Genomic DNA, 15,071 nt, shown 5'->3' on the forward strand with positions numbered 1-15,071 from the left:
GACTGTTTGAAATTAGAATTCTAAAAAGGCTGTGTTTACAGCCTTTTTTAATTTTATAAGGAACGAAAATGAGCGGTGAAACGAACCTACAACAACTCATAAAGCATATGCAGCCCATGTTACAACCAGACAACTATGTGTTTGTAAGCACAAAAACGGTCGATTCCTTAGATATGGATAAGGTGTTTGCTCGCATTAATGAACCAGAAGGTATCACACTTATTTTAACCAAAGCGCAGGCAGATGAATGGCAGTTACCCTACAGTTCAGAGTTTTCTTTGATCACTTTACAAATTCATTCAAGTCTTGATGCAGTTGGTTTAACCGCAGCGTTTTCAACAGCCTTGGCAAAAAATAATATTAGCGCTAATGTGGTTGCAGGGTTTTATCATGATCATATTTTGGTTGCGAAACAAGATGCTGAGAAAGCAATTGAAACGCTAGAATTTTTAACCAAACAACAAGGGTAAAAATGGACTCATTGTTCCACTGGATCGATTTAGTAGGTGTTGCAGTCTTTGCGATATCGGGCGCGTTGGTTGCTTACAAAAAGAAGTTAGATGGTTTTGGTGTCATTGTACTAGCCTCTGTCACTGCCATAGGTGGCGGGACAACGCGAGATGTGATTTTAGATGTTCCTGTATTTTGGTTAAAAGACCCCACTTATTTAATTTCGATTTTTTTTGCGAGTGTCATCACCATCATTTGGTTAAATAAACAGCGTGGTTTTCCTCAAATTCTATTAGAAATTGCGGATGCGCTTGGTCTCGCATTTTTTGTTGTGATGGGTGTGCAAAAAGCCCTAAGTCTTGGAATGCCTGACCTAACCGCAGTTGTTATGGGTACCATTACAGGCTGCTTTGGTGGCATGATACGTGATGTTTTGGCGCGCACAACCCCAATGGTATTGAAGAGCGAATTGTATGCGACGACGTGTATTTTCGGTGGAATTTTATATACGCAAAGTATTAATTTAGGAGCGTCAACAAACATTGCAATGTTGCTTGGCATGATCGGTACGCTTGGTTTACGTGCAGGAGCAATAAAATGGGGTTGGAGTTTGCCTGTCTTTAAATACAATAAAATAGATAAATAGCTCTCATAGTAAAATAAGCTACACTTAAAGAAAGCAATAATTTGAGGACAATGGAATGTCTTTTGCCTGTGTTTATTCGCGTGCGCAGGTAGCCATGGATGCACCTTTGGTAACGATTGAAATCCATATTACATCAGGGCTACCTAAGTTTACCATCGTAGGACTGCCCGAAACCTCTGTTAAAGAAGCGAAAGATCGTGTTCGTAGCGCGATTATCAACAGTCACTTTAAATTTCCTCAAGAACGCATTACCGTCAATTTAGCGCCAGCAGATTTACCTAAAGAGGGAGGGCGTTTTGATTTAGCAATTGCAGTCGGCATTTTAGTTGCGTCAAATCAGCTGGGAAATCTGAATTTAACGCAACAGGAGTTTTACGGTGAGCTTTCCTTAAGTGGCGGGATCCGACCGAACCATGGCTTGCTGGCATCCTTAATTGCAAATATAAACAGTTCAAAAGTGATATATATTTCAGCCCATAATGCCAATGAGGCAGCGTTAATTTCTAATTGTCAGATTAAACTAGCTTCAAGCTTAAATGAAGTTTGCCAAGACTTAACCGGTCAGCAGGCACTCAACTTGGGTTTAACTTTATCGAATGAAGTGCAAGATCCAATACAATATCAAATTGATATGGCTGAAGTGAAAGGGCAAGCGCAGGCTAAACGAGCACTGGAAATTGCTGCCGCAGGAAAGCATAACGTGATGTTTCTAGGGCCTCCGGGCACCGGAAAGTCTATGCTAGCGGCGAGAATGGCCACCATTATGCCGCCATTAACAGAATCTGAAGCACTTGAAACTGCAACACTTTACTCAATCATCGGCAAGTCTGTGGATACACAACAGTGGCGAGTTAGGCCGTTTCGCGCGCCACATCATACCTGTTCTGCAGTCGCCTTAGTGGGTGGTTCTTCAAATCCAAAGCCTGGCGAGATTAGCCTTGCTCATAATGGGGTGTTGTTTCTTGACGAGCTTACTGAGTATGAACGCAAGGTGTTAGATAGCCTTCGTGAGCCGTTAGAAACCCGTAAGGTTATTATTTCAAGAGCTGCGCGGCAATCAGAGTTTCCTGCAAACTTTCAGTTAATTTGCGCACTTAACCCAAGTCCCACTGGTTGTCACCGAGATAATCGCGCATCGCCAGAGCAAATCTTAAAATATCTCAGTCGGGTTTCTGGCCCTTTTTTAGATCGTATCGACTTACAAGTTGAGCTACCCAAATTAAAAACACAGGAATTGCAATCAAACCAACCTGGAGAAAGTTCTCAAATAATCCGCGAGCGAGTTGTTTGTGCCCAACAGCGTCAATATCAACGTCAAGGAAAACTGAACGCTATTTTGTCAAACCGAGAATTGGAGCAAGTTGTAATACTTGATAATGAAAGCAAGGCATTTATGGCGTTGGTGACAGAAAAACTGGATTTATCACCGCGTTCATATCATCGAGTTTTAAAAGTTGCGCGCACTATTGCTGACTTAGCGGACAAACAAGCTGTTGAATTAATACACATTAAGGAAGCAATAAGTTACCGTGCATTTGAACGATTGATTAACACCTTAACCCGAGTTTAAACACAGAGTGAAAAAATGCGCTAGCATAGACGTTTCCTGTGTTGCGCCACTTTTAACCAACTGTTAACATGAAGTTTGGTGCAATTGACAGGAGTTGAAATGAAAAAGTTAGCGAGTGTAATAGCAGGGGTATTGTTAGCAAGTCAGAGTGTTTGCGCTTCGGCAAATGCCGACCGTGCAATGGATCTCTATTTGAATCAGAATTATGCGCAAGCTTTTAAACTTTTTCAAAAAACAGCTCACTTAGGTCATGGCAAAAGTCAATTTAATTTAGGTGTGCAATACTTGCGAGGTCAAGGCGTTGCGCAAGATCCTATTCTTGCTTATGCCTATTTAGCTGTCGCAATTGAAAATGGCTTTTTAACGGCTAAACAAGCACTCAAAACAGTTGAACGCCGTTTAACACCCGAGCAAATGAAAACAGCAGAGGCGAAAGCCAATGAGCTGATAGGTTTATATGGTAAAGCGGGCAGTGAGAATATTCGTTATGCCTTACCATTTGGAAGAGATTACAACCCAACCCCTAAGCGCACTGAAAATCCTGAAGCTAAATACCCAAGTAGCTTATTTAACAAGGGTATTCCAGGAATGGCACGCTACTTATTTGATATTGACCGCAATGGTATTGTACGTGATGTGCAACTATTACAAAGCTATCCAAGTGATGAGTTTGCTGAAAGTGTACTGGAAAAATTAGAAAATTCTCGCTATCAAATTCTAAAAGTGGGCGGGAGCTTACGTAAGTTTAGTCAAGCTCAATTTGGTGGGGTATTCAAACGTACCGATATTCCCGAAGAAACGCTTAAGCAGCTTGAGACCAAGCATAAGAAACTATTAGCACAAGCAAAACGTGGAAACACCAAAGCGCAAGCTGAGCTTGCTGATATGTTAGAGCTGATGAGCGATGATGATATGCTTAAAGTCGCTTATCTCGCAAAAGGTGATGTCGCTAACTCGGTTGGAGAAGCTAATCTACTAGCCAGTAATGCGGAGCCTTTTTCTCCTTCAAGTTCTTTAAATGAAGACTTTTACAATTTTAATTACCTCGTGTGGTTAGACAAGCAAGGTAATACGATTCGCTATGAAGCAACCGGTGATTACAAAGCGCCTGATATTTTAGAGCAACGTGCAATTAGTACGATGCAAAAATGGCAAGTGTTGGTCAGCGGCGGTGAACAACAAGAATATGGTCCATTTTTAGCGGAGTTCTTCTACAACAATGAAGCACGCAATAATACGTATTCAAACTATATCAATCGACAAAATGTTAGGTTGAAACAGATTAAAGCTAAACCTCGTGAGGAGTTGCCGAACTATTGGCGTTTAAAAGCGGCACAAGGCGGAGATTTTGCTTCATTAATGCTACTTGGTGCAGGCTGTAATTTACATATTTTAGGAACGGCTGCAGATCTTGGTCATACACCTGCACAAACTCTGGCAGCTAAATGTATTTTACAAAAGTCTAATGCGAGCAAAGAGTTATTGAACCAAGCAAGAGGATGGTTGGCTGATGCTGCTGAGCAGGGGGATTACATAGCAATGCGAGAGTTAGCAGGAGTGTATGCGCGAGAGTCGCACAACCAGGGTGAGTTAAATTACGCGATAGAACTAACAAAGCTTGTGGTAGACGAAAAAGATGACCCTTGGGCATATGAATATATGGCTGCCGCCTATGCTAAGTTAGGTCAGTTTGAAGAGGCTGTTGATATGCAAGAAAAAGCAGTCGAAGAAGCTTGGGACAAAGACTATTTTGTTGATGCTGCAAAAGCCCGTCTTGCAGCTTACGAAAATTCTAAATTGGGCACATGGTAAATAAGAATAAACTAAAAAGGCCGCATTAGCGGCCTTTTTAAATATTGCTACTTAGTTTAGCCTAGTGCAATCATGTAACCTTTACCACGCACGGTGACAATGCGTTTTTGCTCTTTCTCATCACCCAGTTTTTTGCGCAAGCGTCCGACTAATACATCAACGGTTCTATCTGATGGGCTCCAGTCAGATTGGCCAATTTCTTCAGAGAGCTTTTCGCGGCTAGTGGGTTTACCGGCATTACCAATAAGTGAAATAAGTACCTTGTGCTCGGCTTCTGTTAAACGGATTTCTTCACCATTTGAAACGATTAAAGTGCGGTGTTCTGGGTGAACTTTAATATCAGAATATTCAATATATTCATCACTGTTTTGGTATAAGTTTAGTCGTTTAGCCAGCGCTTTAAGCCTAAGTTCAAGCTCCAGTAAATCAACAGGCTTACATATGTAGTCATCAGCACCTTGTGCTAAGCCTAATATTCTGTCTGCTTGAGAATCACGGCTCGACAATACCACCACACCAATATCTGAGATTAAATTAATCTCTTTGGCGAGCACTAAACCATCGACACTTGGTAGAACAATATCAACGACAGCGAGCTTTATCTCATGATTTGTGCGAACAATATCAAGGGCATTAGCGCCAGTTTCGTCAACAATAAAACTAAACTCACTATTGTTAAAATGTGATTGAATACGCCTTACTAGCAAGGAATCGTCTTCAACCAGAAGTACTTGTATTGTCATAATGCTCGTTAATATGTTATCTGCCCGATGCAATATTATCACCAATTTTGCACTTTATGAAAATTAGAACAAATTAGTGGATATATAAAGGTGTACAAAAAAAATAACGGCTCATAAAAGCCGTTATTTTTTCGATGTGAGTTGCTACTTATTTGGATATAAATCATGCCACCATTGTGGTTGATCTTTTAGGTGTTTGTCGAAGTAAGCAAGCATGGTATTCCACCAATGGAAGCGTTTATCGCGCGCAAAAATTTGGTGGTCTGCGCCTTTATATTCAACTAATTCTACATCTTGACCTAGTAGCTTTAAAGCAGTGTACATAGTGTGGCTCTCGCCTACAGGCACATTGGTATCAGCATCACCATGAATAAGTAATAACGGTGTTTTTACCTTATCAGCGTTAAATACAGGGCTGTGCTCTGAATAAAGCTTAGCGTTATTCCAAGGGAAGCTGTTTTTAGAGGCCTCGCCCGAATATAAATAACCCCACCAACCTTGGCCCCAGTAAGAGGTAATATTTGAAATACCTGCATGGGAAATCGACGCGCTAAACATATCTGTTTTGGTTGCCAACAACATAGTCATAAAGCCACCGTAAGAGGCACCTAAATTACCTACTTTAGTTTTATCAACAAAGCTGTATTTATTTAAGAACGCATTCGTACCTTTAATAATGTCATTTGCTGTGTATTCACCCCATGCATTTACGTGTTTAGCTGAGAAATCTTGGCCAAAGCCGGTTGCACCTGTAGGTTGTAATACATAAACCACATAGCCATTTTCTGCCCATAAATTAAATGGGTAGCGGCCAGTAAATGCGCGATTTACAGGTGAAGTACCGCCATAGTAGTAAACTAACGCAGGGTATTTCTTTTCTTTATCAAGGTTGCTAGGCAAGTAAACTCGGCCCTTAATTTCAGTGCCTTGATCGTTAGTGAAATTAAATTCTTCCAAACTTGGCAATTGGGTATTAGCGTAGAATGCTTTTTTGCTATTAAATAAGGTTTTTGACTTAGCATTAGAGAGTTTAGTTTTTAACTGCACTTGTTGTGGCAATTGTGCGCCAGTCCCAGCGAAAACTAGGGTAGGTGACTTCTCGTTTGACACACTAAAGCGTTCAATTACGTCAAGATTCGTTTTTACTTTATTAAAGCGTTTTTTACTTTCATCAAATACATATAGTTGGCGTCTGTCTTCTTCACCGACATTTAAAATCACATCGTCATTTTTTAATACGCTAAATTGGCCAATACTTGGGTTAAATGTTTTTGACAGTGGGGTGATGATTTTACCATCGTAGCTTACTGAATACAGTTGCGTGTCGTAATTGTTACTAAGCTGAGAGTCAGCAACTGTTTTACCTGCTTTTTCACCGAACTCAGGGCCCGCGGTAATGTATAAACCATCACTAGAATACTGCGCACTATTAAAAGTACGGTACTTGCCAATAGTAGTTTGGCTATTGTCTTTTAAGTTATATTCCAGTAGTTCTGTTAACATATGTGGCGGCGCAGCATAATCAGAAATCGAACGGCTTAATAACAGCGTACCACGCTCGTTATCAAAGTCCTGTAAGCTAACACTAAATTCAGCAGGGCTTACTTGGCGCATTAAGCCTGAATTTAAATCGTATAAGTAAACACTGGTTTTATTGCGTGCATACGACCAACGATCTTCTAGGCCTTGATAATACTTAGTTAGCGATGTCGACTTTTCTGGGCGTTTAACCCAAGTAAAAATAAGTGTGTTGTTATCGTAAAAATCAACATTGCTGATACCTGATAAATCTTCACTTAATGCGCTAGTAGTTAGCGTTTTCAGATTAAGCTTGTAAAGCACCTTACTACTTTTGTATACAAGATGAGTGTTATCGTCTGACCAAGCGAAATTACTGGCGTTAGCCGGTAATGAGAAAACAATCTCGTTGTCTTTTACCGACTTAATATATGTTTCTTTAAGCGCTTTATTGCTATTTTTATCGTTGTAACTGCGTGTTTGCCATATTAAGAGTTTAGCGTTTGGCGAAATGCTTAAGTTACTAACGGTTTTACTATCAAATAATTGTTTGGCGCTTAGTGTATTTGGTGCCTCTTTTGAAACGCTAATCTTGGCACCTTCAAGGTCGCTAGTTAAATCAAGCGCAACCTTGCCCCAATCTTCAACGCTTTCTGTAATGATAATTACTTGGTGTTGACCTGTAGTCAGCGGTAACTTATAAGCATCCCCACTTTTAGAAACTAATTCACCATTTAGATAAAAACTGGCCTCTTTAACACCTTCTAATTTTAGTGTTGCAGGTGTAAAGCGTGTTGTGCCGAGGGTGAACTTTAATGCTTGTAAGCCAGGTTCGGTGAGTGCGTTTAATTTATTTAGGCTCTGCCATTTAACTGTATTACCAAACAAGCTTACTGAAGCTTGCTCTGCCGCTAAACTCTGTTTTAGGTTGTTTAAAATGGCATTTTTACGATTGGTTTCAAATGGCTTGAGCGCATTTTGTGGTGCGATAGGGCCTAAGTAGTTAATTTTACTAGTATCAATGGATTCTGCATTGGCGAGAGGGGAAATAAAATAAGCGCCAAGTATCGCAGCTAAAAATGACTTTTTCATTATGTGTCCTTATGAAAATAGATGACAGAATCATAACTAAAAAAAACGCCTATGTATGCTTGAACTCGTTGAGTTGCAGCCCAATTATGGTGAATAACGAAAACAAGTGTGAATGCACTCTGTAAGTGCTTTAAGTTTGGTTTTAGTTCAGCTGTTTAAAAATTAATACAATTTTACGACGGTTGTTATACGCAGCGCTGTGTTTATTAGGTACACTAGCACTTGAAAATTTATGCCATGATTCGAGAGGTTACTGTGGCTTTGTTATTTACCTATATGCTTTTGGCTATAGGCATTTCATTTATATGTTCAATAATGGAAGCGGTATTACTGAGTATTACCCCAAGCTATGTTGCAAGTTTAAAAAAGCAAAAGCCAAAATTGGCTGAGCGCATTAACTCATTAAAAGAAAAAGTAGATCAGCCATTAGCGGCAATTTTAACGCTTAATACTGTCGCTCATACAGCGGGAGCTGCAGGTGTTGGTGCCCAAGCTGCAGCTGTGTTTGGTGATGCTGCAATTGGCATTGCATCAGCAGTAATGACCTTGTTAGTTCTTGTATTATCAGAGATTATTCCAAAGACTTTAGGTGCAAACTATTGGCGTCAGCTAACACCTATAGTATCTGCTTCATTGGTAGTAATGGTTCGCGTGTTAAAGCCGTTTATTTGGCTGTCGGATATCATTACTCGTATGCTTGGTAGCAAACAAAGTGAAAGCCACTTTATTCGTGCTGAAATTGAAGCAATGGCTGAAATGGGCAGTGAGGCGGGCGCGCTGCATCAAGAAGAAAGTGAGCTTATTCGCAGTCTTTTAAAATTTCGCCATCTCAAACTTGATACCTTATTAACTCCGCGCACTGTGCTGTTTAAAGTACATAAAGATCTCACTGTAGACGAATATTTAAAACAGCATGGCAGTGTGGCCTTTTCTCGTGTGTTGGTGTTTGATCAAGACTCTGACGACATCATTGGTTTTGTGCATAAAAACGACATTATGCTGGCATATCACCGCCTTGGTGAAGATTACAAAATTGCCAAGTTAGTAAAGCCGATTTATACCGTGCCTGAGACTCTTCATGTGCACACGCTATTTCAAACGCTGTTAGAAAAACGCATTCATATTTGTTTGATTGTTGACGAATATGGCGATGTACAAGGTATTGTAACGCTGGAAGACATGATTGAAAGCCTAATGGGTATGGAGATTGTGGATGAACGCGACCAAACCTTTAACATGCAATTAATGGCCAAAGAAAAATGGCAACAGCGTGTGGAAAATCATGAAAATCTTATCAAAAACGACGAAGATGAGTTAGAGAATAAAACCTCAGAACCATCAAAAAAGTCGCTTAATGATGAGTGCAACTAAGCTGCATCATTATTTTATTGCTCTCGCTAAGCGTCTTAACGCTTGGCGAGGTATATTAATTTTACTTGCATTAGTCGCCTTCGCAGTATTGATTGTATCGCTTATTTTGAATACCCCATTTCTAAACTCGTTACAGGTAGGGCTATTGTTACTACTTAGTTGGAGTTTATTGGGGTATTTCTTTATAGCGTGTTTTGCTTTGTTCAATCAAAGTCTGCCTGTAGATGCATCATGGTTTATGCGCATTAAGCATAAATTAGCTAATATAATTATTAGAATTTTTACTCTAATTTTTATCGTTATGCTCGCTACCACGCTTTATTTAACGCTTCGTTTAATTAGTGTATTTGGAGCTTGAAAATTTTATTGGATGTAATATTTAATTTTTAACATTAAATTGCATTTTTTAATCTTTTGTTGCCAATATTGTTAGCATTTAAACCACAAAAAACCCATAAAAACCGTCTAAGATCTCCGCGATTTATAATTCATCATCTGCGAGCGTGTTATGACGAAAGTAAACAACCAGAATCTGCTGCAATTGCGTTTTATTGAGCAAGCATTTATCGAGCAGCTAAAGCCTTCTTTTGATAACTTACCGGCAAACCCATATGCCGACGGTGCATTTCGTTTACGCCGTTATTCTGTAATTAAACTTGTTGATGGCAAATTAAGTCTGCAACCAACTAAAGCATTTGTTCAAGATGACTCAATTAACCAATTCCAAGGCAACATCGAGCGCACTTACGAAAATCTTGAAGAATCGCTCTTAGCGACTGACGGTATGCAGCATTTAGTTAACCAATTTATCGAAATGTCAGGCATTGCCAGCGATACTGATATCGAAATTCACCAGTTCCGCATGTTAGCGATTGATGCAGATACACCGCCAGCACCTGAAGGTGTGCACCAAGATGGTTTTGACCATGTTTGTGTTGCGGGTGTGTCACACAGCAATATTGAAGGTGGTGAGCTACTGGTTTACGAATCACGCGATGCAGAGCCATGTTTCAAAATGGAAATTAAAGACGGTATGTTTGCGATGGTAAACGACCGTCAGGTATGGCACAACGCGACACCAATGAACAAAATCGATAACGATAAAGTAGGCTACCTAGACTGCTTTGTATTAACAGCGTAGGAACTGATAATGCAATTAACTAAAATCCGTAAGCAGTTTCCAGCGTTAATGCAGGAAGTAGCAGGTAAATCACCGGTATTTTTAGATGGGCCTGGTGGCTCACAAGTACCGCAAAGTGTTTTAACTGCCATGTCAGCTTATTTAGGTCGTTATAATTCAAACTTAGGTGGCGCATTTTTCTCAAGCCACCAAACGGTTGACCTAGTAAACAAAGCACGTGAAAGTGCGGCAACATTGTTAAATGCACCAAGCAAAGAGCAAATTGTGTTTGGTCCGAATATGACCAGCCTAACCTTTAGCTTTAGCCGTGCGATTAGCCGTGATTGGCAAGCGGGTGACGAAATTATCGTAACCAATGCAGATCATTTCTCAAACGTGTCTAGTTGGCAGCAAGCGGCAGACGATAAAGGCGTAAAAGTTCACGCATTAGAAGTGGATACCGCAGACTGTAGCCTTGATTTAGTACAGTTAAAATCATTACTCAATGAAAACACAAAGCTTGTTGCAGTCACTTACGCATCAAATACCACAGGTACTATCAACGATATTAAAGCGATTGTTGATATGGCACACCAAGTAGGTGCGCTAGTGTATGTAGATGCCGTGCATTATGCGCCGCACATGCTGGTGGATGTAAAAGAACTTGATTGTGACTTTTTAGCGTGCTCTGCATATAAATTCTTTGGCCCACACTTAGGCATGGTTTACGGTAAACGTGAACACCTAGAAGGTTTTACACCATACAAAGTAGAACCTGCCACCGATTTAATTCCTGGTCGTTGGGAAACGGGTACGCAAAGCTTTGAAGCTATGGCAGGTTTTATTCAAGCCGTTGAATACATTGCAAGCTTAAGCGAACTTGATGAAAGCGAGCCACTGCGCAAACGTTTAGAAGTGGCTTTTGCCAATGCTAAACAACATGAAGATGCACTTTCTAAGTACTTCCTTGAACGCATCGCAAAGTATAAATCAGTAACCTTATACGGTATTTCTGATCTGTCGCGTTTAGCCGAGCGTACACCTACGTTCGCGATTACTATTGCGGGTGTAACACCACGCCAAGTGTCTGAGCACTTAGGTAAAGAGCATATCTGTGTGTGGGATGGTAACTTCTACGCTAAAGGCTTATGCCAACAGCTTAACGTGTTAGACAACGGTGGTGTGATTCGCATTGGTTGTATGCACTACAACACAATCGAAGAACTAGAACGCTTCTTTGATGTATTAGAGCCGCTACTTGCATAAGCTCGCAACAATACATAAACGTGAAAAAGGGTAACTGAGTTACCCTTTTTTATTGGATAATGACAGCATCAACTAAACCTAACTGAGCCAACTTGAAGTTAACCAGCTTTAAATACAAAACCCGCAAAGGGCCAGACTATCGTCATGGCGAACAGGTGTCGTTTTTAGATATAAAACATACCTTTGGCATGGGGAATATTCGTGTGGGTAGCTGGGTAACGCGTGAAGAAAAAGATCTTGCCGCTAATTTAGTATTCGATGCGCTGGCAGATTTAGCCTACATCTTGGCATTACCGCCACAAGCAATGGGGTTGCGTGGCAACTTAAACCTTACCTTTGGGAGTGGCGGGCGAAAGGGCGTGCAAGCGCATTATGCGCCTCATTATCGCGAACTGGCACTGGCTAAAAATGCGGGAGCAGGAGCACTTGCTCATGAATTTTGGCATGCCTTTGATCATTACATCGCCGACAAAGCTTTTGATATTAATGATACAGAACTCTTGCCAAACCGCATTCTATTCGCCAGCGACTGCTGGTTGAAAAACAAAACACAAATTGCTCACCCGTTAAATGATCGCCTAATAAATATTTTTAGCGCCATGCTATTAAGTGACGATGGCCAAGATAAAAACGACTTTGTTACCCGCAGTGTAAAAGCCGACTTAGCCTTATCGAGAAACTACTTTTCACTACCCACCGAAATGATGGCGAGGGCTTTTGAAGCGGCAGTAGAGACTTGCCCTGATATTGAAAACAGCTATTTAGTTGCGGGCACAACCAACCCTGATGTAATGCCAGTGTTTCCTGACTTAACGCATAGGCAAAGAATTTATGAAGCGTTATTAGCGTATTTTAAGCCGCTTGGAATGGCATTGAGTAAGTGAGTTGGTTTTTACTTTTTTAGCTTCGCCTCCCTGCATTTATCTTGCGACATCCATGGCGCACTCGTTCATTCTTTTTAAAACGGTCAAAAAGAACGAACCAAGAAAAAGCCGCCCCGAAATCAAACTAATCTTCAAACGTATTTTTAAATGTGAACATAAACGCCATCAAGCAACATCCATGTCGCTACATAGCTTACTCGACCGCTTCGCTCCCTGTCTCGCATTATTCATTTAAAAAATCGTTTTCAGGTTTGATTTAAGGGGGGGGGAGCCAAGCGAACCAATAAACTTCAAATGAAGAAAGTTTCAAATTTTTTCAAAACCTCTGACCTCATTGATTGCATAGTGAACTATTAAAAGAGAGCTTGTTATTAAAGTGTTAAGGTAACTTATTTGTTGATTTAATAGAGTTTAATTGTTTCACTCTGAATGTGATTTTTTACAAGGAAAGTAAGTGCGTTTTTTAAAAATTACTTTAGTGACTTCGCTATTCTTTTTTGTGTTTTCTTTTTTGTTTTTTAAGAAAGAAGCTTTAGCTTGCGAAACTATATCTTTATTAGGCTTTGAAGAGATATCTCCCAATGTGTACACCGACGAGAGCTTAACGAGCCAACAGCGCTCGTTATTGAATTCAGCAATAACGAGCGCTTATGACCGTGTTGAACAGGTTTACGGCAAAGCACAATCGCCTTCACGAATTATCGCTACAAATAATCTTAGCTATAAAAAATTTGGCTTAAACCCAACGGGGATGCAGAATTCAGCATTTTTTAGAGAATGTGTTTTTTTGGGACCAAAAGGGTTAAATGTCGACGTAATAGCACACGAGTTAGTACACGCAGAGGTGAGATATAGAACGAATTTTTTTGTAGAGCAAACAGAATTACCAGCTTGGTTTATTGAGGGAGCAGGAATCAAGGTTGATTATCGTGCTCCGTTCTTGATGAAAAATATCGAAATGTCAGAAGAAGAAATAGAAAATGTAAAATCAATATTCTTTTTTCGTGATTTTCCCAATACAAGTGTAAAAACATACCAAGCCTCTAGAGTTGCTATTGAAGTGTTAGATCCTAAGCAGCTGTATAAGGGGCTAGAGAGATTAAATGAAGGTGAAAGCTTTGAAATTGTGTTTAATTTTTGAGTGGTAAGGTGACTTTTAACTGATTGATATTGTGTTAAATACAGCGTTAAAAAAACAATAATTAAGAGGAGTAAAGTATTATGTCTTTCCTATCAAGAACCATCATATTAATTGCTTTTTGTTTTTCATTTGAAGTTTGTGCAACAGAAGAGCACTTATTGAAGCTTGATACTGGTTTGCTCGAGGGGGTTAATGAAGCGGATTTTACCTACAAACTAATAGAGGTTAATGATACTGGGAAGCATCGATTTTTTTCGTTGAGAATTGTCAGTGCATTCAAAAAGGGTAGGTTACGGGAATTTACTGATAAGGATATTACTTGTACAAATGTCAAATGCACCATTTCAATTTTAGAAGAAAAGGAACAAGTTTATTTAGCTCTTTATCCTGTAGCAGGCGGATATAAAATTGTAGAGACTTATCTTAATAACGCAGGGAAGTATATTCTTTCTCATACATACGATGTTGTACCACAAAAAAAGAAGTCGACCGTAAGAGAGTTCGTTGAGAAATATAAATCAAGCATCGATAGATTAAGCTCACTAAAAAGTTATGGCATTTATGGGTTTTGGTTAGGTGTATTAAGTTTTGACGATAGACGTGAACTGATCAGCTTCGAGATTAATGAAAATGGCAAATCTCATTTTGTCCGATTTTTAAATGGAGAAAATTCATCTATGAATATCGATTTTTATCCAGAAAACATAATTCGTAAAAATGATTACATTGAGATCACTACCGAAAATAAAGTTTTTGCAAACAAATTAATCATTCATGATACTGAATCAGTACTTGAAGGCTATTTTTATTCGGTTCACAAAGGTGTAACTCTTCAAAAAGGCACCTTTAAATTATACCGAATGGAGTAATTGATTTAACTCTTTTAAAAAACAAGTGCGTCATGGATGACGCAAGATAAATGCAGGGAGGCAAGTGTGGGTTTTTAAATGCCGCTCTAAAGTAATGTCACCAGAGCGGCAAGGTGGCTATCAAAAGCTAAACCTCAATCCTTTATCCAAACGAAATCGATTTTCTGCCGGTTTTTTTATCTTTAGTTTTTGCGTTTTTAGCGGCTGGTTTTTTATCCGTCTTTTTCGCTTTTGCAGGCGACGGATTATTCGCCGGAGTTGCTGCTTTTGACGGTTCAGTTACTGGCTGATATTCAGCCGCGTCATCGTCTTTATAGTCGTCTTCAAATGATTCGCTATCTTGGTAGTCACCCTCAGTGCTTTCGCCTGAAAATTCGGCAACTTGGAAAAGTTGGCCGTTGAATTCTACCGTGTCACCTGCGTATACTTTTTTGCGTTTTTGTAGGCAAATTTCACCATTAAGAGCAACATAGCCGTCGGCAATTAGCATTTTTGCTTGGCCGCCAGACTCAACAAGATCAAGTAGCTTTAATAAGTTACATAATTCAATCGGTTGCTCTTCAAGTTCTACAACAAAAGCTTGTGACAT

General features: G+C 39.8%; 13 protein-coding genes. 10 read left to right on the forward strand and 3 right to left on the reverse strand.

The window, feature by feature from the left end:
• Positions 1–68: 68 nt before the first annotated feature.
• The 4 genes from OM33_RS04585 to OM33_RS04600 all read left to right on the forward strand — a co-directional run bounded on the left by OM33_RS04585 (position 69) and on the right by OM33_RS04600 (position 4,478).
• Positions 69–470: an ACT domain-containing protein gene (locus OM33_RS04585; protein ID WP_038639289.1), complete on the forward strand. Its 402-nt coding sequence runs from the start codon at positions 69–71 to the stop codon at positions 468–470.
• Between the two features lie 2 nt (positions 471–472).
• Positions 473–1,096, forward strand: coding sequence for a trimeric intracellular cation channel family protein (locus tag OM33_RS04590; RefSeq protein ID WP_038639292.1), 624 nt, complete (start codon positions 473–475; stop codon positions 1,094–1,096).
• 55 nt (positions 1,097–1,151) lie between these two features.
• Positions 1,152–2,666 carry a YifB family Mg chelatase-like AAA ATPase gene (locus OM33_RS04595; protein WP_038639296.1) on the forward strand — a complete coding sequence of 505 codons (1,515 nt, stop codon included), beginning with the start codon at positions 1,152–1,154 and terminating at the stop codon, positions 2,664–2,666.
• 99 nt (positions 2,667–2,765) lie between these two features.
• Complete coding sequence (locus OM33_RS04600; RefSeq protein WP_038639298.1) at positions 2,766–4,478, forward strand: energy transducer TonB; 1,713 nt, start codon at positions 2,766–2,768, stop codon at positions 4,476–4,478.
• Positions 4,479–4,534: 56 nt separating this feature from the next.
• Here the strand turns inward: OM33_RS04600 and OM33_RS04605 are convergent, their stop codons facing one another.
• A complete protein-coding gene (locus OM33_RS04605) occupies positions 4,535–5,221 on the reverse strand; it encodes a response regulator transcription factor (RefSeq protein WP_038639303.1) in 687 nt (228 codons plus the stop codon).
• Positions 5,222–5,365: 144 nt separating this feature from the next.
• Positions 5,366–7,831: an alpha/beta hydrolase family protein gene (locus OM33_RS04610; protein ID WP_052140895.1), complete on the reverse strand. Its 2,466-nt coding sequence runs from the start codon at positions 7,829–7,831 to the stop codon at positions 5,366–5,368.
• Positions 7,832–8,086: 255 nt separating this feature from the next.
• Between OM33_RS04610 and OM33_RS04615 the strand changes: the two genes are divergently transcribed.
• The 6 genes from OM33_RS04615 (at position 8,087) to OM33_RS04645 (ending at position 14,482) form a co-directional block, all read left to right on the forward strand.
• Entirely contained in the window at positions 8,087–9,202 is a 1,116-nt protein-coding gene (locus OM33_RS04615) for a CNNM domain-containing protein (protein WP_081991113.1), read from the forward strand.
• Between the two features lie 508 nt (positions 9,203–9,710).
• Positions 9,711–10,343 carry a 2OG-Fe dioxygenase family protein gene (locus tag OM33_RS04625; RefSeq protein WP_010561220.1) on the forward strand — a complete coding sequence of 211 codons (633 nt, stop codon included), beginning with the start codon at positions 9,711–9,713 and terminating at the stop codon, positions 10,341–10,343.
• A gap of 9 nt (positions 10,344–10,352) precedes the next feature.
• A complete protein-coding gene (locus OM33_RS04630; protein WP_038639311.1) occupies positions 10,353–11,588 on the forward strand; it encodes a cysteine desulfurase-like protein in 1,236 nt (411 codons plus the stop codon).
• Between the two features lie 92 nt (positions 11,589–11,680).
• Positions 11,681–12,472: a CLCA_X family protein gene (locus OM33_RS04635; RefSeq protein WP_038639313.1), complete on the forward strand. Its 792-nt coding sequence runs from the start codon at positions 11,681–11,683 to the stop codon at positions 12,470–12,472.
• Positions 12,473–12,926: 454 nt separating this feature from the next.
• Positions 12,927–13,613, forward strand: coding sequence for a hypothetical protein (locus tag OM33_RS04640; protein WP_038639316.1), 687 nt, complete (start codon positions 12,927–12,929; stop codon positions 13,611–13,613).
• Between the two features lie 80 nt (positions 13,614–13,693).
• Positions 13,694–14,482, forward strand: a complete 789-nt coding sequence (locus OM33_RS04645) for a hypothetical protein (RefSeq protein WP_038639318.1) — start codon at positions 13,694–13,696, stop codon at positions 14,480–14,482.
• 142 nt (positions 14,483–14,624) lie between these two features.
• Here the strand turns inward: OM33_RS04645 and OM33_RS04650 are convergent, their stop codons facing one another.
• Positions 14,625–15,071 carry an RNA-binding S4 domain-containing protein gene (locus tag OM33_RS04650; protein ID WP_038639322.1) on the reverse strand — a complete coding sequence of 149 codons (447 nt, stop codon included), beginning with the start codon at positions 15,069–15,071 and terminating at the stop codon, positions 14,625–14,627.

The organism is Pseudoalteromonas piratica (assembly GCF_000788395.1).
GTDB lineage: Bacteria > Pseudomonadota > Gammaproteobacteria > Enterobacterales > Alteromonadaceae > Pseudoalteromonas > Pseudoalteromonas piratica.